Raw genomic sequence first — 22,381 nt, 5'->3', positions numbered from 1 at the left:
CACGCGTGCGCACGGACCGCCCCGGTCGCACCAGGGCGGAACGTTCCTTGATTTCCCGCACGAAAGTCAGGGCTGACCCTCTTAGGAATTACGGAAATCCTCAGGAATACCCTCTATTGGCACGACTTTCGCTTGCCTACATTCTTGTATGCAAGTTTCAAATTACTTGCATACAAGATTCACAACTTGCGAAAGACGACTATGCGCCGCTTTGCCAGATCACTTTTCGGACAGGTGGTGATCGCACTCATCCTGGGTGTGCTCGCCGGACTACTGGCCCCTGAATGGGCCGTGAAACTCAAACCCTTGGGCGATGGCTTCATCAAGCTGATCAAGATGATCATCCCCATCCTGGTGTTCTGTGTGGTCGTGCACGGCATTGCCGGCGCGGGCGACCTCAAGCGCGTAGGGCGCGTGGGAGTGAAGGCCCTGATCTACTTCGAAGTACTGACCACCATCGCTCTGGGCCTGGGCCTGGTACTGGCCTTTGTCTTCGAGCCCGGCGTCGGCATGAACGTGGACACCAGCAAGCTCGACCCCTCGGCCATGGCTGCCTACGCCAGCAATGCCGACAAGCTGACCAGCGGCGGCACGGTGGAGTTTCTGATGAAGCTCATCCCCAGCACCGTGGTGGAAGCCTTCGCCAAGGGCGATGTGCTGCAGGTGCTGCTGTTTGCCGTGCTGTTCGGCTGCGCACTGACCCTGCTGGGCGAGCGCGGCAAGCCCGTCTTCGACCTGGTGGACACGCTGTCCATGGTGCTGTTCAAGATCATGGGCATCATCATCAAGCTGGCCCCGCTGGGCGTGCTGGGCGCCATCGCCTTCACCGTCGGCCAGTACGGCATAGGCTCGCTCAAGCAGCTGGGCATGCTGGTGGCGCTGTTCTACGTCTCGGTGCTGATCTTCGTGTTCGTGGTGCTGGGTCTGGTGATGCGCCTGTCGGGCTTCAGCCTGATCAAGCTGCTGCGCTACCTGCGTGAGGAGCTGACCATCGTCTTCGCCACCACCTCGTCCGACAGCGTGCTGCCCCAGATCATGGCCAAGCTGCGCAACATGGGCGTGCGCGATTCCACAGTGGGCCTGGTGATTCCCACCGGCTATTCGTTCAACCTGGACGCCTTCTCGATCTACATCACGCTGGCTGCGGTCTTCATCGCCCAGGCCACCAACACCCCGATCAGCATGTCCGACCTGCTGACCATCCTGGCCATTGCGCTGGTGACCTCCAAGGGTGCACATGGCGTGCCGGGCTCGGCCATCGTGGTGCTGGCTGCCACCTTGCATGCGATTCCCGCCATTCCCGCCATCGGCCTGGTGCTGGTGCTGTCGGTGGACTGGTTCATGGGTATTGCCCGCGCCCTGGGCAATCTGATCGGCAACTGCGTGGCCACCGTGGCCATCGCAGCCTGGGAAGGTGACATCGACCGCGAACGTGCCCATGCCGTGCTTGACGGCAGGGTTCAACCGCAAAACGATGAAGAGGCCGATGCATCTGCTAAGGTTCCGCCTGCCCCAGCCTCCCACTCCAGCCACTGAATCAAGCAATGACTCCTGCCTCTCCACAGCACATCGCAGAACGCATCGTCGAAGCCATTCTGGCCCAGAAGCTGGCGCCTGGTGAAAGGCTGGGAGAGCAGGATCTGGCCAACAACTTCGACGTCAGCCGCACCGTGGTGCGCGAAGCGTTGATGCAATTGCAGGCCCGTGGTTTTGTCCAGGTCCAGGCCCGCAGGGGCTGGTATGTGGTTCAGCCCTCGGCCGCCGAAGCCAAGGATGCTTTCTCCGCCCGGCGCATTATCGAGACCGGCATATTGCAGGATGCGGGCAAGCCACTGCAGCGTGTCATCACCCAGTTGCGCCGCCATATCGCCCAGGAACAAAAAGCCATTGCGGGCGTGGACAGTGCCATGCGCGCCTTCCTGCTCGCGGATTTCCATGTCTGCCTGGCCGAACAGATGGGCCATAGACTGCTGGCCGACACGCTGCGCGACCTGACGGCACGCACCACTCTGGCGGCCACGCTTTACCAGTCCACGCACAGCGCCAGCCAGTCCTGCGCCGAACATGAGCGCATCGTGGCGGCCCTGGAGCGTGGCGACACCGAGGAGGCCAAGGCCTTGCTGCTGGAGCACATAGGCACGGTGGAGCGCTCGCTCGAAATTCGCGCGCCCGAAGCCGCCTCGGATCCTGGCGACCGCCTGCGCGCCACGCTGGCGCCCGTGCTCAAGCGAAGCCCGCTGCCGCAAAAATGAAAAAGCCAGGGCCTGCCCTGGCTTTTCTGCACTCCTGCGCGCCTGCTGGCCGGAATCAACCCAGATTCGGTGCCAGATAACGGCGCAGCTCTTCGATATCCATGCCGCGGCGCGCGGCCATGTCAGCCAGTTGATCTTCACCGATCTGGCCCACATTGAAGTAGCTTGCCTCGGGGTTGCCGATGTAGAAGCCGCTCACGCTGGATGCCGGGTTCATGGCCAGGCTGTCGGTCAGCGTCATGCCGATTTCCTCGGCATTCAGCGTCTTGAACAGATCGATCTTGGCCGTATGGTCAGGGCAGGCAGGATAGCCAGGCGCGGGGCGAATGCCCTGGTATTTTTCCTTGATGAGGTCCTCGTTGCTCAAGGCCTCGCCCTCCGCATAGCCCCACAGATCCTTGCGCACACGGGCATGCAGGCATTCGGCAAAAGCCTCGGCAAGGCGGTCGGCCAAGGCCTTGAACATGATGCCCGAATAGTCGTCCAGCGCGTTCTGGAACTCCTTGTCCTTCTTCTCGGCGCCAATGCCGGCCGTCACGGCAAACAGGCCCGCATAGTCCTTGATGCCACTTTCCTTGCTGGCCACAAAGTCGGACAGGCAGCGGCTGGGACGCAGCACACCATCAACGGCCTGTTTTTCGGTCTGCTGGCGCATGCCGTACCAGGTGGTCAGCACCTGGCTGCGCGACTCGTCGGTATAGAACTCGATATCGTCACCCACGCGGTTGGCGGGGAACAGGCCCATCACGCCATTGGCCTGCAGCCAGCGGCCTTCGATGATTTTCCTGAGCATGTCCTGGGCATCGGCCAGCACCTTGCGCGCCTCGGTGCCTACGATCTCGTCGTCCAGGATGGCTGGATAGGGGCCAGCCAGGTCCCAGGTCTGGAAGAACGGACCCCAGTCGATGTACTGGGCGATTTCGGCCAGATCGAAATTCTTGAACACACGGCGGCCCAACACGCGGGGAGTCACGGGCTCATGCTTGACCACGGCGGCATTGGCGCGCACCTGCTCCAGCGTCCACAGCGGTGTTTTCTTCTTGTTGGCGTGCTGGGTGCGCACCTTGTCGTAGTCGGTCTGCAGTTCGTCCAGATAGGCCTGCTTGCCATCGCCCAGCAGGCTCTGCGCCACGCTGACCGAGCGCGAGGCATCGGGGACATAGACCACGGGGCCGTCGTACTTGGGTGCGATCTTCACGGCCGTGTGCACGCGCGAGCAGGTCGCGCCGCCGATCAAGAGCGGAATCTTCTTGATGCGGAAGTAGTCATCCTTGTCCATCTCGCCGGCCACGTACTGCATCTCCTCGAGGCTGGGCGTGATCAGGCCCGACAGGCCGATGATGTCCGCGCCCTCGGCCTTGGCGCGGGCCAGGATCTCGTGGCAGGGCACCATCACGCCCATGTTGATGACTTCGAAGTTGTTGCACTGCAGGACCACGGTGACGATGTTCTTGCCGATGTCGTGCACATCGCCCTTGACGGTGGCGATGACGATCTTGCCCTTGCTGGTCACGTCCATGCCCGCCGCTTCCTGCTGGCGCTTTTCTTCCTCGATATAGGGCACCAGATGGGCGACGGCCTGCTTCATCACGCGAGCGGACTTCACCACCTGGGGCAGGAACATCTTGCCGGCGCCGAACAGGTCGCCGACGATGTTCATGCCGTCCATCAGCGGGCCCTCGATCACGTGCAGCGGACGGCCACCGCCCTGCACCACGATCTGCTGGTAGGCCTCTTCCGTGTCCTCGGTGATGAAGTCGGTAATGCCGTGCACCAGCGCGTGCGACAGGCGCTCGCTCACGGTCTTGGGGTTCTCGGCCGTGCCGCGCCATTCGAGTTTCTTGCTGTCGTCCTTGGCCGCGCCCTTGGCACTGTCGGCAATCTCCAGCAGGCGCTCGGCCGCATCGGGACGGCGGTTGAGCACCACATCCTCCACACGCTCACGCAGCTCGGGCTCCAGATCGTCATAGACGCCGATCATGCCGGCGTTGACGATGCCCATGTCCATGCCGGCCTTGATGGCGTGGTAGAGGAAAACCGTGTGAATCGCCTCGCGCACCGGGTCGTTGCCGCGGAAGGAAAACGACACATTGGACACGCCACCGCTGACCTTGGCGCCAGGCAGGTTCTGCTTGATCCAGCGCGTGGCCTCGATGAAGTCCACGCCGTAATTGTTGTGCTCTTCGATGCCGGTGGCCACGGCAAAGATGTTGGGGTCGAAGATGATGTCCTCGGGCGGGAAACCCACTTCGTCGACCAGGATGCGGTAGGCGCGTTCACAGATTTCGGTCTTGCGCGCAAAGGTGTCGGCCTGGCCTTTTTCGTCAAAAGCCATCACCACGGCGGCCGCGCCATAGCGCTTGACCAGCTTGGCGTGCTTCTTGAATTCCTCCACGCCCTCCTTCATGGAGATGGAATTGACGATGCCCTTGCCTTGCAGGCAGCGCAGGCCGGCCTCGATCACATCCCACTTGGAGCTGTCCACCATCACCGGCACCTTGGCAATATCGGGTTCGGAGGCGATGAGGTTCAGGAAGCGCACCATGGCGGCCTTGCTGTCCAGCATGGCCTCGTCCATGTTCACGTCGATGACCTGGGCACCGTTCTCCACCTGCTGGCGCGCCACGGCCAGTGCTTCTTCATACTGCTCGTTGAGGATCAGGCGCGCAAAGGCCTTGGAGCCGGTGACATTGGTGCGCTCGCCCACGTTGACGAACAGCGTACCCTCGCCGATGAAGACGGGCTCCAGGCCCGACAGGCGCATGGGAGGAACGGAAACGGAAGCAGCGGAAGCGGACATGAGGCTCACCTGTATACAAACCAGACAGAATCGAGAACAGGTGAGCGCCGTTATGGAGACAGAGGTCTGAGACCATCTGCGCACCCCCAAGCCTGACGGGCGGGTTGTGGTGGACAACCGGCTGGCTGCAGCGCTCCTTGGAGGCGGAACTTCGGATTTTAAGCGCTAGCGCCACGCTTTGCAGGCTGGCCGCCATAGCCGTACAGGCATGGTGCAAGGCGCTTGGCGCGTGCCGCAGCCAGGAAGCTATTGGCTCAGCATGAAAACAGCTGCTAGCGCCCGTCCACAAAGCACCACCAGCTATCAAATCCGAGAATCTATCTGCTATTCGTATCCGGGCTTGCCCCTGGTGCCCACGGCTGCCCCGGCAACTCCCGCACATGGACACCCATCTGCGGGAAGGCCACGGCAATGCCCTCGGCGGCCAACCGCTCCCGTATGCTGCGGTTCAGGTCGTTGCGCACCGGCAGCCGGTCGGCCACGGAGCCCACATAGGCGCGCAGCTCGAACTTCTGGCCCTGGCCCTCCAGAGCCATGAACCAGCAGTTGGGCTCGGGCTCGCGCAAGACCTGGGGGTGCTCGCCGGCAATGGCCAGCAGCAGCTCGCGCACCCGTGCGGAGTCGCTGCCGTGGGCCACGCCCACCTCGATGACCAGACGCGTCACATCGTCGCTCAGGGTCCAGTTCGTCACCTGGCCGGTGATGAAGGTCTTGTTGGGGATGACGATTTCCTTGTTGTCGAAATCCAGCACCGTGGTGGCACGCGTGCGGATGCGGGTGACGGTGCCGTCCAGCTGGTTGATGGTGATGACGTCGCCCACGCGGAAGGGCCGCTCCACCAGCAGGATCAGCCCCGAGACGAAGTTGGCAAAGATCTCCTGCAAGCCAAAACCCAGGCCCACGGTCAGCGCCGCGGCCATCCATTGCAACTGGCCCCAGCGCAGCCCCAGCAGCGAAAGCGCGGTGATGGCGCCCGCAATGACGACGACATAGCGCGCCAGCGTGGTGGCCGTGTAGCGCGCCGAGTTGCTGATGCGCAGCGACGCCGACAGCACCACTTCCATCAGGCCCGGCAGATTGCGCGTCAGGCTGACGGTCAGCAGCAGCAGCAGCACGGTGAGCAGCACGTCCATCAGGCTCACGGGAGCCGGATGGCCTATGCCGTCGGCCCCCGTGTTGGTGGTGTACCAGAGCACCACGCCATTGAAGCGCAGCAGCGCGGGCAGCACCGGGGACCAGACATAGATCTGGCTCAGCACGACCAGTATCCGCTGCAGCAGGCCCAGCAGCCGGTGCGTCTGCGCGCTCACCGTGACCAGGGCCATCTGGCTTTGCTCGTCCACAGGGGGCTTGGCCGCATCCGTCTGGCCGTCGGTCTGGGCGAGGGCGGCGGCCTGCGCAAGCGCCGCGGCGCGCAGCCGGTTCAGCGCCAGGCGACGCTCGCCCAGCAGCAGCCAGCGCCGCAGCAGGCCGATCAGCACCTCGACCCAAGCCAGGAAGACGAAACCGCTGAGCAGCGCCTGGATGACTTCGGTGGCGGTATAGACATAGCCCAGCGCGATGCCCACGGCCAGGCCCAGCAGCAGCAGCACCAGCACCGCACTCACGATCAGCCCCCAGTGCCAGCTCAGGCCTTTTCTGCGCAGGCTGTCGCGGAAGTAGCGCCCCGACACCCAAGCCAGGCCCAGCACCAGCGTCAGAATGCACAAGCGCCCCCAGGTGCTGATGGCCGGATCGTCATGGCTGAAGAAGGCCAGCCCACCCAGCAGCTCTGCAGGCACGATCAGCCAGGTGGCCTGGCGCAGCACACGGCTCTGCGTCTGCACGCGCTCCAGAGGCCAGCCGAAATGGGCCAGCGCCAGTCCACCCGGACGAAACAGCGCCTGCAGCAGCGTGGCCACGAAGATGAAGCTGCTCAGTTGCTCCAGCGTCAGGCCCAGCGGCTCCAGCGCCGCCGGCGTGCTGGTCGATTGCAGCAGCCCACCCAGCGCAGCCGTGGCAAAGCTCCAGGGCAGCGCGTACAGCAGACTCCAGCCCAGTGCGGCCAGACTCAGCCCGAAATGGTCGCGCGAGAAATCGCCCACGCACGACGCGATGGCATCGAGCTTGCGCAAGGCCTGGCGCCGCAGCCTCAGCAGCACCAGCACGCCTGCGCCAATGGCCAGATAGGCCCAGACGTTGGCCAGCAGGCTGGCGCCAAGCGCGCGGGCCGTGTTCCATGGCGAGGCGCTGAAAGCCTGCCCTGCCCCCTCGCCGCCGGCGTTTTGCAGCACGGTGCGCCATTCGCGTAGCCAGGAGCTGTCCATGGCCCGGTGGCTGGGGAACCACAGCAGCTCCTTGTCCATCACCTGCCGCAGTTCGCTGCCGCTGCGCTGCGTAGCCTGCAGCGCAGCCTCGGTCTGCTCCAGCACGGCGATGCGTCGCAGCAGCAGCGGCTGCAGCTGGTCGATCAGCGCCGCCTGTCGGCCCCACAGCGCCGTGCGCCGGGCCGCAGCTTCGGCGCTGGCCTCCGTGCCCACGCCGTCCATGGGGCCTGCCGCGCTGTTGAGGCTGAAGCGTCGCTCACTCGCGTTGAACAAGGCCAGGCGCAGCTCGGCCAGCTGACGCTGCGCTGCTTTGCGCCGCGCCTGAACGGTGTTGGCCGTGGGCAACGCCACCCGTTGCTGCCACAGCCATTGACCCACAGCCGCGCCGCCACCCAGGCGCAAGCGGGCCTGGGTGTCGCGCAGCGCGGCAGCCAGCTGGCCCTGGCGGTACTCGTCGCCGGCCAGTTCCATGCGCTCCTGCGCCAGGCGGTTGGTGTGCTCCAGGATCTGGGCCGCCAGGGCCGCGTTCTGCTGCGCCAGCTCGCGGATCGCGGGGGAGGCGCTGGTGACGGCATCTTCCGCCGCGCGCGCTTCGCGTGCCTGCTGCTCCAGCTGCTGGCGGCTGCGCTCGGCAATGCGCTGATTCAGCCAGGCCACGCGTGGCGTGCGCTCCAGCAATTCGCGGCGCTGGGCCTGCAACTGGGCGTCCAGCAGGCGCTGGCGGGTTTCTATGGTGGACTGTTCTTCCTGGCGCAAGGCCAGCTCCAGCATGGCGCGGCGGTGCTCGGCACTGCGCCGCAGCTGGCGCGCCTGGGTCAGCGCCGGCGGCTCGCCGGGTTCGGCGCTCACGGGTTCGGCGCTGTCCTGCACGCGCTGCTGCAGCGTGGACAGATCGGCCCGCCCCTGACCGGGCTGGGTCACCAGATTGGCCTGCTCGGCGGCGGACTTCTCAATCCCCGTCTTGAGCGCGGCGATGGCATCGCGCTCGTCGGCCAGCAGGCGCTCCAGCACTTCCTGGCTGGCGTTGGCGGGAATGCGCTCCTGCCAGCGCGCCAGAAGCCCGGCCAGCTCCGCATCGCCTAGCGGCGCGGGCAAGGTCTGTACCGGTGCCTGCGCCTTGGCGCGCAAGCGGTCCAGCGACTGGGCCAGGGCATCGGCTTCCTGGTTGGCGCTGTCGGTGGCGTCCCGCTGGGCCTGGAGAGCGCGCTGCTCCTCATCGGCAGCCGAGCTGCCGCCCGAGCCTGCACTCAGGCTGCCCAAGGGGCCGGGCAGCGTGGAGCCAGGGGCTGCCTGGGCCACGCCCGCCAGCACCACCCACAGCGCCAGCAACACAGACAGCAGCCAGAGCCGGTATGTGGTGCCGCGCGACAGAGCGGGAATGGCAGGAGTGGGCAGAGGGAATACACGCATCGGCGCAGTGTATCGGCATGCCCAATGCCAAATGTTTTTCGCTATGTATTCAAGAGCTTCTGGCGCTTTATAGCAAACAGTTTTTGATACTTTCATATACAAAATCAGCTTGCTGCAAGCGCAGACAGCTATGAAATATGCAGCGACTTGCGCAGATTCGGATCAGGCATGGCGTTTCGTCGATAGAAATGCCCGTTGTGCATCCGCAGTGGCGGCCCAGCTTGTTTGCGCAAGTCCCCTATGCATTACCTGGGTCCCCGCCCCTCCTGCATGCGGTCAAAGGCCCGGTCTATCTCGCCGGCATGCAGCGTGGACTGCGTGCTGGCTCGTTGCAGCTGTGCGCGCTGGCTGTCGATCTGCTCCTGCATGCGCGTGGCCACCTGCATGAGCACACGGTGCAGACCCAGTTGCTGGTTGCGGCTTTGCTCCAGATGCTCGACCACCGGCTGCAGCGAGTGCGCCATCACCTGACCCAGCAAGCTGGCCAGACCGCTTTGCGCAGAGTCTTGCGACCCGTTTCTGTCTTCACGGCTGCCGACCTCGGCCAGCGCCTGGCGTATGCCTTGCAGGGACTGGTCGGTGGCGCTCTGTGCCCGTTGCAATTGCGCCAGCAGCGCCTGCCAGCCCTCGCGCTGCGCCGCGTCCTGACCCTGGTCGGCATCGCGCCACAGTGCCAGCTGTTCGGCCTGCTGCTGGCGCGCATCGGCCATGCCATGCGCCATCTCGCGTGTGGCGGCCACCAGGTCGACCAGCTGCGTGGCCACACGCGTGCCGGCATCGGCATTGGCGCCGCCGGCGGCCTTGTGGCGCAGGAACTGGGTGCGGATTTCCTCCCAGCGCGCGCTCTCCGCGCCGCTGGCATGGCCGCGCAACTGCTTGAGCTTGAGCAGGTTCTCCTCGGCGCCCGTGGTCAGCATCTGCGCTTCGCCCTGGTAGTGGTCGTCGAGCATCTGCTGCATTTCCTGGTCGTTCATCACCGGCGTGATCTTCTCGGCCAGCTTGTTCATGTTGCGGTAGCTGCCCTGCAGCCTGAACGCGGGCTCGGTGCGGTAGTCGTCGTCCTGGGCGGCGCTCAGAATGTATTGCTGGTTGATGCGGAACACCACCTCGCGCACCTGCAGCATGCGCTGGAGCACGGCTTCGATTTCGCGCAGCTCGGCGGGCGCGTAGTCGTGGCTGAGTGCATTGGCAGAGACTTCCTTGCCCTGCGCCTTGTCCAGCAGCAGGTACAGGTCCTGCAGGCTGCGCGTGGCCATGGGTGCGAGCACGGCATTGCTGGTCATGCTGTTTTCGATGTAGCTGAGCTTGAAGACCTCCTCCATGCCGCCCAGCACGTCGCCGAGGTTGTAGATGTCGGCACGGTTGGCCAGCATGTCGGGAATCTTGAAGACCTCGCCCGACTCGGTGTACGGGTTGCCCGACATGACCACGCAAAAGCGCTTGCCGCGCATGTCGTAGGTCTTGGTCTGGCCCTGCCACACGCCTTCGATGCGGCGCGTGCCGTCGGACAGCGAAATGAACTTCTGCAAGAACTCGGGGTGCGTGTGCTGTATGTCGTCCACGTACAGCATCACGTTGTTGGCCATCTCCAGCGCCAGGTTGAGCTTTTCCAGCTCCTTGGCGGCCGTGGCATCGGGCGCCTGCGCCGGGTCCAGCGAGCGCACGGAATGGCCGAGTGCCGGGCCGTTGATCTTCATGAAGATCAGGCCCAGGCGGCTGGCCACATATTCCATCAAGGTGGTCTTGCCGTAGCCAGGGGGCGAGATCATCATCAGCAGGCCCATCTGGTCGGTGCGGCGGGCCTCGCCCTGTGCGCCCATCTGCTTGGCCAGGTTGTCGCCTATGACGGGCAGGTAGACTTCATTGATGAGCTTGTTGCGCACAAAGGAGGACAGGGGCCGCGCCTTGAATTCCTCCAGGCGTATGCGTGCCCGATAGTCCTGCAGCACCTGCTGGCGCAGCTGCTGGTAGCGCTCCCACTGCGGCACGAAGAGCCGGTAGTGGCGCGCCGCACGCGTACCCAGCTGGTCGAGCTGCAAATGCATCTGGCCGTCAATGATGCGGGCATGCTGGCCCAGCAGGCCTGGTATCTGCACCTGCAGGTCCACATTGCTCACGGTGCTGGGCAGGTTGCCGGCGCAGACCAGCCAGGTCGCGGCTTCGCTGCAGTAAGCCTGGAGTGAGGTCGTCTCGTCCCCGACCTGCGCACTGCATGCGGTCTGTACCCAGTGCAACGCGCTGCGCCAGCGTTCGGCCAGTGCCGCGCCTTCGCTGCCACGGCCTGCGGCCTTGGCGCTCCAGTAGGCCTGCAGCTCCTCCCAGTGCAGCCCGCCTTCCTGGCTGCCGGCCTTCATGGCCGCCTGCAGTGCAGCTATCAGCGTCTGGCTGGCGCCCGAGGCGTGGAAGCGCAAGGCCTTTTGCGCCAGCTCGGCCAGCAGGTATTCGGCAGCGGCGTTCACCAGGCTGGCGATCTCTGCGGACTGTTCGGAATCTGCGCCGTCCGCATCGACGCCCGTGCCATCACGAGTCGGGTCGCTGGCCAGCAAATCGTCCAGCAACTCCTCATCCCGGGCAAAGGCCAGCAGTTGCACAGCCATATCGGCCTGCAGCTGGCTTTTCTGCGCGTCGCTGGCAAACAGCTGCTGCATGGCCTGGGCCTGCTGCGCTCTTTCGGGCCACAGCGCAATGGCCGCTGCCAGCCGGGGCTGCTGTATGCGGTCTCTGCGGCTCCAGAACAGGGCCGCCAGACTGCGCGCATGGGGCGCATGGCGCAGCGCTCCGGCCGCATCGGCCAACGGAGTCAGGGCCTGCAGGATCAGGGCCGCATCATGGTCGTGAATGCCGCGCTCGTAGCCTTCACGGTAGCGCGGCGCGGCGAATTCGCGTATCGCCTGGGTCAGCGCCTCGGTATCGGGCAGTAGCTGCCGCAGACGGTTCTGGTTCCAGCCCTCGCGGCCCGCGCGCATGGCTCGCACCACTTGCAGCGCCAGATATTCGCCGCGGTAGAGGCTGGGCGACTCGGCCGGCGTGGCCGCATCCCAGTATCCCTGCAGGCCCGCCAGTTCGGCGTTGTTCACGGGCTCGAAATACTCGGTGCCCACGATATGCAGGAACAACTCCTTGCCACGGGGCAGCAAGGTCAGCTCCAGTTCCTGGTTGCCCACGGAGAAGCGGTGGCGCCCCAGCCGGATCAGGTTGCCGTCGCCTTCGTACAGGTCGGTGCGGTCCTGCAGCGCACGGAAGGCCTGGTCGCGCAGCGTCTTGATGCGGCTGTCGATATCGTCGGCCTTGACGGGATCGTGCAGCTCCTCGCGCAGGCGCTGCGCCAGCTCCTTGAGCTTGGCGATCAGCGGATCGCCCGCGAAGAAGGCATGCAGGGCATCGGAGCTGGCCAGCTTTTCCGTGCGCTTGGGCAAGCTTTGCACGATGCGCAGCGCAGCGTCCAGCACGCCCTGGGCGCGGCGCTGGCGCTCATCCTGCTGCGCCTGCCGGTGGGCCTCGAAGGTCTCCAGCACTTCCTCGCGCTTGGCCACGATGTCGCCCAGGAACTGTTCGTGCTCGCCGAACTGGCCTTCGATCTCCTCCAGCTGCACCAGCAGGCGCGCCAGCTGCTCGTCGCAGCGCTCGGGCGTCTGCGCCAGATTCAATGCGCTGACTATGCTTTGCGAGAACAGGGCCAGCTGGGCCGCGAACTGGGCCACGTTTTCAGCACTGCCCAGCGTGCTTTTGCGCTGCTGGGCGCGTGCACGCACCTGGTTCAGGCGCGCGTAAATGGTCGAAATGCGGTCCACCACCTGCGTGCGCTGCGTGGCATCGGCGATCTGCAGGCTGCCCATGAGCTCGGAGAGCATGTCCAGCGCGCCGGCCATGTCCGCCATCTTCTGCATGGGCTCGCCGATCTGCGCCACCGTGGTGGCCGCCTGCGCCGCCTGGTCCAGCTCCTGCAATTGCTGCACATAGGGCTGCAGGGCCGCGTCGGTGGCAATGAAGGCCGCCGTCTGCTGCGAGACCTCGGCCTGTTGTTCGCCAGCGGCTGCGACCATGGCGTCGATGGCGCCCTGGTCCACATAGCGCAGCTCGCGCGTGGACATCAGTTGGCCGCGCAGCTGGCCCAGCTGACTCAGCGCCTGCACATGCTCGTCCACCGTTTCCCAGTCCGAGCTGCGCAACTGCTTGAGCAGGGCCTGGTGGCGGCCCGAGACCTCGGCCATGGCACGCGCCGAGGCCTGGCGGATGCTCTCGACCTTTTCGTATTCGTCGATCACCGCATCGCCCGTGGCGACGATGCCCAGCAGCGCTTCGTTGAGTGTCTTGAGCGTGGGCGTGCCCAGCCAGTGGTAGCGCTCGAACAGGCGGCGCGTGCTGTCTATCAACCGCTCGTAGCGGGGTAGCGAAACCTCGGTCGCCGCAATTTCCTTGCGCACGCTGAAGAAGTCGGAGATGCCGCTGACCAGCTCGGCATTGCCGATGCGGCCCAGAAAGCTGTCACGCTGCGGCTGGCGCGCCGCATAGTCTTCCGAGGCAAACGGCGTATGCCAGACCTGCATGGGGTGCACGCGCGAGGCCTCGTTGCTCTCGGCCGCGAAGATGACGATGCGCCCGTCCTCCAGCCGCGCATAGCCATGGCCTACCAGCGGCGGCTGCAGCGCACGCTCGATGAGGTTGTACTTGAACAGCGCCATGCGCCCGCTTTCGGGCTCGTAGAAGATGTAGAGCACATCCTCGCCATTGGGCGAGCGGATGCTGCGCCGGTAGCGCATGCCCTGCATGTTCTGCTCGAACGAGCGGTGCTCGCCGCTTTGCAGGTAGTAGCCGCCGGGAAAGATGATGCCGTGGTCATCGGGCAGCTGTATGCAGGCCGAACCGATGGAGTCCATGCGCAGCACCTGCTGCGACAAGGTGTTGTAGACCAGATAGCGCCACTGCTCCTCGCGGTAGGGCAGGATCTTGAGCAGGATCAGGCTGCCCACGGCCGCGTATTCGAACACCGCATCGTCCAGCGACTGGTTCTTTTCCTGCACGGGCTCACGGTAGATGCCCAGGCCATCGTTGGTGTTGTTCTCCACCTTGATGGTCAGATCGCCACCCAGCGTCTCGACAAACACCTTGTCCAGAATATTGAGATGCGGATAGCGCCCCTGCACCAGCTGCTCGCGACCCGCGCGCTGCCACTCGAAGTCATGGGGTGCGGGCAGCTCGATATCGCGCTCGCCACGGTTGTCGATATAGCGGATCTGCTGACCATCGGACGATACCGACCAGCGGAAAACGCGCACATCGGTCAGGCGCTCGCCGATCTGGAAGCTGGCCAGCAGCTTGCCGTCGCGCACGGCCAGCTGCATCAGCTTGGTGTTCTTGTAGTAGGCGTAGAGCTCCTGGAAGTCCTGCACAAAGCTCTGTATGCCGAGAAAGCTCTCCTTGAGATCCACCGGCGTGACCTCGTAGCCCTGCTCGCCTTCGTGCAGGCGGTACAGTGCAAATACGTCCTCGACGCGCGTCTCCCGCTTCAGTCCCATGAAGACGTTGTAGCCAAACAGCAGATAGCCGCCGACCTGGGCGATATCGCGGCCCAGGCAATTGTTCTCGGTGCGCACACGCATGCGGCCGACGACTTCCATCTGGCTGCGGCCAAACTCCTCCAGCCGCTCTTCGTTGAGCTGGCGTACCAGGGCTTCCAGCGCCTGGCCCTGGGCATCGAGCCGCTTGGCCAGAACTTCATACGAGCCGCCGCTGGCGACGGCCTGATCGACCGCGGAGGTGGATTGGAGTTCGGCGGGAGAGGTGTTTTCGGACATGGAATTCAATGGCTTTCGCTCAAAGCGAGCAGGAGCGGACGAAACGCGCACAGCCTGCCCGCGCTCGATTCACCCCGATCCACGCCCGCAAGCGAAGGTGGAATCGGGCAACATCGCGCGCCTACTCCGCGCTGTTCTGTGCGGGCGGCAGGCCCTTGCTGCCGCCGTTGAGCAGGCCGCTGAGGGTATCCGCAGACAGGGACTTGCCCCCGAGGAACTTGCCCAGCAGCTCCTGCACGATGGGGCTCTTGGCGGACACGCCTTCCACGGCCTTGCCCACGGACAGCGCCTTGGCAAAGTTGTTGAAGAAATCGCCACCACCGCCGACGATGTCGATATTGGCCTTGGACAGCGCGGCCGACAGCACCTCGGCCTGCTCCTGCGCCACGGTCTTGTTCGCTTCGATGGCGGCCAGCGCCTGCTCGAAGTTCTTTTCCAGCTGCATGCGGAACTCTTCGTGCGAACGCGCCTGGTCGGACAGCGAACCCAGGGCCGAGAACTTCTCGGTCAGGCCCTTGGCCTCGGCAAACAGCTTGCCCTGCAGCACATCGGCTTCGGACTGTCCCACCTCACGGGTCACCACGGCCTTGGTATTTCCCACCTGAGCTTCGCCGCGCGCCTGGGCCAGCAGACGCTCCTCCAGCACCTTGGCATCGGCCAGGCCCAGCTTTTCATTGGCATCGGCCTGGGCTTCGATCACGCGCACCTCGGCCAGACCCTTTTCCTGCTCGCCCCGGGCCTCGGCCAGCAGCTTTTCGGCGATGACCTTGGCCTGCGCCATGCCTTCCTTCTCGATGGCGGCGGCGGTCACTTCGCGCACCTTGGCATCGGCCAGGCCCGGCGCCGCGCGCTCCACCTCGATGGCCTCGGCCAGCTTTTTCTTGGCCTCGGCGGTCTTGCCCGCGGCCTCCAGTTCGGCCTGGGCCATGGTGGTCACTTCCACGGCCTTGTGGCGTGATGCGGTCTCGTCCGCCTCGGCCTTCTTGACCTGGCGCACCAGCTCTTCCTGGGCCGCGGCCTCGGCCGTCAGCACGGTCACCTGCTTCATGCGCTCGGCTTCGGACACCGCGCGCACTTCCTTGATGCGCTCTTCCTCCTGCGCCACGGTTTTCTCGACCGCGACGCGCTCGCGCACCACGTTGGCGATGTTGGCCTTCTCGACTTCGATGGCCTTTTCCTTCTCGATGCGCTGCAGTTCCACCTCGCGCTGACGAGCCACCACTTCCAGATCGCGGGCGCGGGTGACCTTCTCGACCTCGATCACCACCGCACGCTCGCGGTTCTGCTGGGCCACGGCCACTTCGCGCTGGCGGTTTTCCTCGCGGATATCGAGCTGTTCCTGCGTCTGGATACGGGCCTGTTCGGCCTTGAGGCGCTCTTCCTCCTGCACCTTCTGGGTCTCGGCCTGCTCGCGCGCCTGGATGGTGGCGATCTCGCGCTTCTGGCGGGCCTCGGCGTCGGCCTGCTGGCGCTCCAGGGCCAGCATGGCTTCCTTGGTCTCGACGTTTTTCTTGGTCACGGCCAGCTCGGCATTGCGTTCGAGCTCGTTGGTGACGATGTTCTGGTTGGCCGTCAGCTCGGTGATCTTGCGGATGCCCTCGGAGTCCAGGATGTTGTTCGGGTCCAGCGACGACTTGGGCGTCTGCTCCAGGTAGTCGATGGCCACGTCTTCGAGCACATAGCCGTTGAGGTCGTTGCCGATCACATGAATGATCTGGTCGCGGAAGTCCTGGCGGTTCTCGAACAGTTTGACGAAGTCGATCTGCTTGCCCACGGTCTTGAGCGCCTCGGAGAACTTGGCATTGAACAGCTCGTTGACGGCCACCTTGTCGGAGGCACGCTCCACGCCTATGGCCTTGGCCACCTTCAGCACATCCTGCGCCGTTTCATTGACGCGCAGATAGAAGGCCACCGTGATGTCAGCGCGCATATTGTCCTTGCAGATCAGGCCTTCCTTGCCACGTCGGTCGATCTCCAGCGTGATCAGCGAGATGCGCATGAACTCCTTCTTGTGGATTACGGGCAGCACCAGGCCGCCGGTGAACTTGACCTTGGGCTGGGATGTCGTGTCGTTGATGATCAGCGCCGTACCCTGAGGCACCTTGATATAGAAGGCCTTGATCAGTGCAAACAGCCCCAGGATGATGATGAAGATCGAACCGATCACCACCCCGACAACGATGTACCACTCCATATTGTCCAAACCCATAACGAATCTCCCCAGTCAATAAATCATCAAGAAAACACCATCCACATGGCGTGCGCATTTCATGCACACGTCATGTCTCATCCCAATGTGTCACCCCATTTCGCCGCCGTCGAACTCGGCCTTGCTGACAACGCGCCAGGCGCCCTGCTCGGGCAGATGCTCGATCAACACCACCTCGGTGCCACGCACCAGCTCGCGCTCCGGCGAGCGCAGTTGAAGGTTCAGGCCACCGCCGCCATCGTCCACGCTGCCATAGCCCTGCGCGGCGTTGACCACGGCGCTGCGCACCATGCCGCTGCGGCCCAGCAGCACCTTGGGCTCTTCAGCCGGTGCGATTTTGTTGACGACACCACGCAGCGGGCGCAGCACCAGCACGGTGGTCACAAAGCCCAGCACCAGCGCCGCCGCAGCCACCACGCTGCCGGTCAGCACATTGATCCAGGTCCAGCCCTGGGGCATGGGCACCAGATGGCACAGCAGATAGGACGCCAGCCACGCCAGCAGAAACAGCACCGTGAGGATCACCGTCAAAGGAATGCCGCCCAGCCCCACCTTGAGCAGCAGGCCGGCCAGTGCACTGGCCGAATGCTCGACCCCATGCGCATGGTCGCTGCCGTCGAACAGCACCCAGTGGTCGATCGCATCGGTTTCCACCAGGCCCACGAGCGCCACCAGCCAATACAGCAGCATGAACGCCAGCAGCGCCCCAAAAATGAAGGTGGGAAAGCCGAATGCGTACTGCAAGAAAGCGCTCATATTGTTTCCTTTCGTACGGTGAGGTATTGCCCGGGAGGCCCCGGCAGCCTCTTGTTGCTCCTGCCCTTGCCCGGGCCAACGTCAAGCGGGCTTGTCGCCGCCCGCGCGCTGGGCCTTCAGGCGCTCCAGCACGGTTCTGGCGTCGCCGGCCTGGGGGGCAATGCCCGCAGCCCTGAGCTTGGCATCCAGCGCATCTTCCGTGCCGTCCTGTGCCAGCTCGGCCGCGCTTTGCAGCCGCGCGCCGCGCTCGGCCTGTTTTTGCTTGATGCGCTCCAGCGAATCCAGCGCCGTCTGCACGCGCGATTGCGAGCCCGTATAACGGCCCGCCACCGTGGCCTGGGCGCGCTGCACGCTTTCGGTAGCCTTGACCGTATCGGCCTGTTGCTTGAGGCGGCGGATATTGGTCTGTGCCGTCTGTATGGCCTCGCGCAGTTGCTCCACGCTCAGGGTGAAAGCCTGCAGCTGCGCCTGCTCCTCGTCACGCTGCGCTTCCAGCAGGGCAACCTTGCCGGCCACTTCCAGCGCCAGCGTCTCGTCGCCGGTATCCAGCGCCTTGACGGCATAGCCTTCGTATTCGGCAAGCCTGGACTGCGTGGTCTGCAGCTTGCCGGCCGCAAGCTTTTGCTTGGCCATGATCTCGGCCAGCGCTTCGCGGGACTTGCTCAGGTCATTGTCAGCATCGCGGATTTCCTGGTCGAGTATGCGCAGCGCCTGGCTGTCCGTGACGGCTTCCCCGGCCTCATGGGCCGCGCCGCGCAGTGCTGTCACCAGCTTGTTCCAAACTGCCATGATGTTCTCCTGGGGCTGTGGGTTGTAGAGGAAAAGGGTCTGACACGCTTCAGGCCTGCGCCAGCGACAAATGGGCTTGCAGCGCTTCGGTGGCCTGGATCACGCTGTCGGACAACGTGAGGATTTCGCTGACGATGTCCTCGCAGCTGCTGGTCGCCCTCAGGGCCGCGAACATCACATAGCCTTCGCCGCCGTGGGCCATGGGCTCCAGCGCCATGGTCGTGAAGGGAAAGAGCTTTTGCAGGCGCAGGATCTGCTCGTTCAGGCCTGCACGGTCCTTGACCTGGTCGGCAGGCCAGAGAAAGGCCTCCACCACCAGTTGCTCGCCCGAGAGGGCCAGGTGCACAGGCAGGTCGCCGAACTCCGGCAGGGTCACCAGCACGCTGGCATCGGCACCCTCAAGCACCTCGACATGCAACCTGCCATCGCGCGCCAGCGCGCTTTGCTGCAGGTCGTCGGCCAAGCTGTGAATACTCGAGTACGCATGGTTTGCACTATCCATAGAGCCCTCCTTGTGGTCGATCAGCAATGAGTCCGGCAGCGCCTGTGGCAGGCGCATCTGCTTTTCCAGCCGCTGCAGCAGCGGGCTGTGCTCGGGAAGAATCCAGACTTCCTTCTTCACCAGCCCCTGCTCACGCAGTCTTTGCCGGTGCAATCTCTGGTAGTGGGCTGATGTCTTATGTTCCATGCTTTGACCTTAGCATTCATCACATGTCATGTGTACATGTGATATGTATTTATTTGCAACAACCACTTGGCGAGCCCTTTTGGGAGCGCCCTATTAGCAGATCCCCGCTTGTCAGCTTTATGAAAATGCGGGTAAACGCCAAGGTAATTTCGCTAACAGCGAATGCAGACATCGCATTTCGCGCATATTCACGCTATGGCCTGTGTTGCATGACCTCATGCACGCGAGGTCGGCTGGTTGTGGCCTGCCCTCTGGGGCAGGCTGTCCCCACAACTGGACAAGTACCTACAGCAATGCTTTTGCGGGCTTTGGCACCATCGGTGCAGCCTCCGCACGCAGTACGCACCCGCGCACGACAGGCCCGCCCGCTGCTGGCTGGGCCACCCGTCGTCGCCTGGAACCCTTTGGAGATTATTTATGAACGTGACCTTTGGCGCGTACTACACCTTGATCATGGCCGTCCTCGTGCTCTTGCTTGGCAAGTTCATGACGCGACACATCCGCTTTCTGCGCGACTTCAACATCCCCGAGCCCGTCTCTGGCGGCTTGGTGGTTGCCGCCACCATCTTCGCCCTGCATCAGATCACGGGGCTGACCGTGAGCTTTGAAGGCAGCCTGCAGTCGGCCTTCATGCTGGTGTTTTTCTCCTCCATCGGCCTGAGCGCCAACTTCACCAAGCTGCGTGAAGGCGGCTCTGCGCTGTTCGTCTTCCTCGGCGTGATTGCCGTGTTCATCGTCGTGCAGAACGCGGTCGGCGTGGGCCTGGCCAAGGTTCTGGGCCTGGATCCGCTGATCGGTCTGGTGGCGGGCTCCATCACCCTGGTGGGTGGCCACGGCACGGCCGGCGCCTGGGGCTCGGTGCTGGAGAGCGAATATGGACTGACCGGCGCCACGACCCTGGGCATCGCCTGCGCCACCTTCGGCCTGGTCATCGGCGGCCTGCTGGGCGGCCCTCTGGCCAAGCGTCTGATCACCAAGAATCAGCTCGCATCACCCCGGACCGAGGACGAACAGCTGAGCCCCAGCGCCAGCACCGTGCCTGAAGGCAACGAGGTGGCCAACTTTGAATCCCCCAGCAAGGCGCCCCGCCTGATCACTGCTGACGCGGCCGTGGAAACACTGGCCCTGTTTGCCGGATGCCTGGCTTTTGCCGAATTCATGACCGGCGTGACCAAGGGCACGGCCATCCAGCTGCCCACCTTCGTCTGGGCATTGGGCGGCGGCGTGGTGATCCGCAATGCGCTGGACTATATTTTCGGCATCAAGGTCTTCGACCGTGCCATCGATGTGTTCGGCAATGCAGCGCTATCCATCTACCTGGCCATTGCGCTGCTGTCGCTCAAGCTGTGGGAGCTGACCGACCTGGCCGGCCCGCTGATGATCATCCTGGCCGCGCAGACCGTGATGATGGCCCTGTACGCGGCCCTTGTGACTTTCCGCATCATGGGCAAGAACTACGACGCCGCCGTGCTGGCCGCCGGTCACTGCGGCTTCGGCATGGGTGCCACGCCCACGGCCGTGGCCAATATGCAGGCCATCACCAACCAGTACGGCCCCTCGCACAAGGCCTTTCTGATCGTGCCGCTGGTCGGCGCCTTCTTCATCGACATCATCAACGCATTTGCGCTGCAGGGGTTCATCAGCGTGCTGCGCTGATGCCGAAGGCTTCAGGATGAAGAAAGGGCGGGTCTAAGACCCGCCCTTTTTTATTGATGGATAGCTGCCCATCAGCGCCTGCAGCCGTTTTGAGTCATCTTCATTTCGTCAGCGCCTGGGCGGAAGCGGGCAGGCCGAAGAGGCGGTCAAAGCCCCAGTTGAAGGCAAAGGTGTAGACCATGAAGAACACCAGCAGGCCGGCTTCCATCACCGCAGCTTCCCACAGCGAGATGTTGAACCACCAGGCCATCAGCGGGATCAGCATGGCGGCGATACCGCCTTCAAAGCCGATGGCATGCACCACACGGCGCAGCACCGAGCGTCCCTTGACGCTCTGGCTGGCTTCCCATTTTTCAAACAGGTAGTTGAAGCTCAGATTCCAGCAGATGGCAATGACGGAGGCCGCCACGGCCATGACGCCGGAGTCGCTGGCCTTTTGGCCTATGGCCATGAAGATCAGGCTGGAGACGATGATGGCAATGGTTTCGTACAGACCGACATAGACGATGCGACGCTTGGGGCCCTGCAGGCCTGTGGCCTGCGCACGGGCCTCCTCGCGGGCGGTGCTGGAAACGGAAGGCGATGCGGATGCAGAGGCAATCGCCGCAGTGGAAACAGAAACTTGTTGAGACATGGGAGGCAGTGTATGTTCTGAAAATTGAAGATAAAAGTCAGCTTCTTTCAGTTTTTCTGATACATCGCAGCATGCCATTTGCCGCCGACCAAGTCCCCCTGTTTCTGGCCGTGCTTGATGCCGGCTCTTTTTCCGCCGCCGCGCGCAAGCTGGGGCGCGTGCCATCGGCCGTCAGCATGGCCGTTGCCCAGCTGGAGGCCGAACTGGACCTGCAGCTCTTCGACCGCAGCGGGCGCGAGCCCGTGCCCACGGCAGCCGCACGTGCGCTGGAGCCGCAGGCACGCCTGCTGGCCGAGCAGCTGCAGCAGCTCAACTGGCAGGCCAGCGCCCTGCACCAGGGCCTGGAGGAGCGGCTGACGCTGGCCATTGCGCCCGAGCTGCAATCTACCCACTGGACCGGCACCCTGGCCCAACTGGTGCAGGAGTTTCCGACCCTGCCCATCGAGGTGCTGGCCGCCTCGCAAAACGATGCGCTCGAACTGTTGCATACAGGGCGAGCCCACCTGGCCCTGGTCTTCGAGCGCCCTGCCATCGACGGCCGCGAAGGCTTCCAGGAAATGGGCCGCGAGACCCTGGTGGCCGTGATGGCCCCCAGCTTCGCGCCCTGGCAGAAGGCCATGGCCGAACAAGGCCCCAAGGCCAGGTTGACCGTGGAACAACTGGCCGCCGCGCGGCAGATCCTGATGGCCAGCCGCGACCTGGCGCAGATCGACGCGCGCTTTGTCTTCGCCCAACAGCGCTGGCGCACGGACAGCCACCAGGCGGCGCTGTCCCTCATCAGCGCGGGCCTGGGCTGGGGCTGGCTGCCCCTGAGCCGGGTGGAACCCCATATCGCTGCCGGCAGCCTGATGGTGATTCCCGTGCAAAGCCTGAGCAACGGCACCACGCTGTTCGTCGACTGGGTCTGGTCCAAGGAGCGCCCCATGGGCCTGGCCGCACGACGCTTCCTGCAGTTGTTGCGCGAAAGGCAAGCAGACAATTGCTGACGCCGGAACCCGGATTTTTGTGGCAAAACAGCGTCAAGCGCAGCAGACAAAGGCGCTTTGCGCTCGTCAATCCATAGCACCGCTACCCCGCACAGGAGTT

12 protein-coding genes and 1 riboswitch are annotated in these 22,381 nt (G+C 64.2%); of the genes, 4 read left to right on the top strand and 8 right to left on the bottom strand.

Annotated elements, in window-relative coordinates; translation table 11 throughout:
- Nucleotides 1–201 precede the first annotated feature (201 nt).
- Together QMY55_RS00635 and QMY55_RS00630 are read left to right on the top strand one after the other, a co-directional pair.
- On the top strand, nucleotides 202–1,536 hold the full coding sequence (locus QMY55_RS00635) for a C4-dicarboxylate transporter DctA (RefSeq protein ID WP_283488852.1): 1,335 nt from the start codon (nucleotides 202–204) through the stop codon (nucleotides 1,534–1,536).
- A gap of 8 nt (nucleotides 1,537–1,544) precedes the next feature.
- Complete coding sequence (locus QMY55_RS00630) at nucleotides 1,545–2,252, top strand: GntR family transcriptional regulator (RefSeq protein ID WP_283486799.1); 708 nt, start codon at nucleotides 1,545–1,547, stop codon at nucleotides 2,250–2,252.
- A gap of 55 nt (nucleotides 2,253–2,307) precedes the next feature.
- On the opposite strand, the gene metH is transcribed toward QMY55_RS00630, so the two are convergent.
- The 7 genes from metH to QMY55_RS00595 all read right to left on the bottom strand — a co-directional run bounded on the left by metH (nucleotide 2,308) and on the right by QMY55_RS00595 (nucleotide 19,005).
- Nucleotides 2,308–5,052: a methionine synthase gene (metH, locus tag QMY55_RS00625; RefSeq protein WP_283486798.1), complete on the bottom strand. Its 2,745-nt coding sequence runs from the start codon at nucleotides 5,050–5,052 to the stop codon at nucleotides 2,308–2,310.
- Between the two features lie 35 nt (nucleotides 5,053–5,087).
- Nucleotides 5,088–5,197: riboswitch (S-adenosyl-L-homocysteine riboswitch) on the bottom strand.
- Between the two features lie 172 nt (nucleotides 5,198–5,369).
- A complete protein-coding gene (locus QMY55_RS00620; protein WP_283486797.1) occupies nucleotides 5,370–8,768 on the bottom strand; it encodes a mechanosensitive ion channel domain-containing protein in 3,399 nt (1,132 codons plus the stop codon).
- Nucleotides 8,769–9,013: 245 nt separating this feature from the next.
- Nucleotides 9,014–14,563, bottom strand: coding sequence for a DNA repair ATPase (locus QMY55_RS00615; RefSeq protein WP_283486795.1), 5,550 nt, complete (start codon nucleotides 14,561–14,563; stop codon nucleotides 9,014–9,016).
- A gap of 121 nt (nucleotides 14,564–14,684) precedes the next feature.
- Nucleotides 14,685–16,772 (bottom strand): flotillin family protein, encoded by a 2,088-nt coding sequence (locus QMY55_RS00610; RefSeq protein WP_283486794.1) that lies wholly within the window; start codon nucleotides 16,770–16,772, stop codon nucleotides 14,685–14,687.
- Nucleotides 16,773–16,862: 90 nt separating this feature from the next.
- Nucleotides 16,863–17,528, bottom strand: coding sequence for a ubiquinone biosynthesis protein UbiH (locus tag QMY55_RS00605; RefSeq protein ID WP_283486793.1), 666 nt, complete (start codon nucleotides 17,526–17,528; stop codon nucleotides 16,863–16,865).
- An 81-nt stretch (nucleotides 17,529–17,609) separates the two neighbouring features.
- Nucleotides 17,610–18,317: a PspA/IM30 family protein gene (locus tag QMY55_RS00600; RefSeq protein WP_283486792.1), complete on the bottom strand. Its 708-nt coding sequence runs from the start codon at nucleotides 18,315–18,317 to the stop codon at nucleotides 17,610–17,612.
- Nucleotides 18,318–18,366: 49 nt separating this feature from the next.
- Nucleotides 18,367–19,005 carry a YjfI family protein gene (locus QMY55_RS00595; protein WP_283486791.1) on the bottom strand — a complete coding sequence of 213 codons (639 nt, stop codon included), beginning with the start codon at nucleotides 19,003–19,005 and terminating at the stop codon, nucleotides 18,367–18,369.
- A 417-nt stretch (nucleotides 19,006–19,422) separates the two neighbouring features.
- On the opposite strand from QMY55_RS00595, the gene gltS reads away from it, so the two are divergent.
- Nucleotides 19,423–20,661, top strand: a complete 1,239-nt coding sequence (gene gltS / locus QMY55_RS00590; protein WP_283486790.1) for a sodium/glutamate symporter — start codon at nucleotides 19,423–19,425, stop codon at nucleotides 20,659–20,661.
- Nucleotides 20,662–20,761: 100 nt separating this feature from the next.
- Here the strand turns inward: gltS and QMY55_RS00585 are convergent, their stop codons facing one another.
- A complete protein-coding gene (locus tag QMY55_RS00585; protein WP_283486789.1) occupies nucleotides 20,762–21,295 on the bottom strand; it encodes a PACE efflux transporter in 534 nt (177 codons plus the stop codon).
- A 71-nt stretch (nucleotides 21,296–21,366) separates the two neighbouring features.
- Here QMY55_RS00585 and QMY55_RS00580 point away from each other — a divergent pair, with 71 nt between their 5' ends.
- Nucleotides 21,367–22,281 (top strand): LysR family transcriptional regulator, encoded by a 915-nt coding sequence (locus QMY55_RS00580; protein ID WP_283486788.1) that lies wholly within the window; start codon nucleotides 21,367–21,369, stop codon nucleotides 22,279–22,281.
- The last annotated feature ends 100 nt before the right edge of the window (nucleotides 22,282–22,381 follow it).

Source organism: Comamonas resistens (assembly GCF_030064165.1).
GTDB classification, from domain to species: domain Bacteria; phylum Pseudomonadota; class Gammaproteobacteria; order Burkholderiales; family Burkholderiaceae_C; genus Comamonas; species Comamonas resistens.
This window is presented reverse-complemented; position numbering and strand designations above follow the sequence as displayed.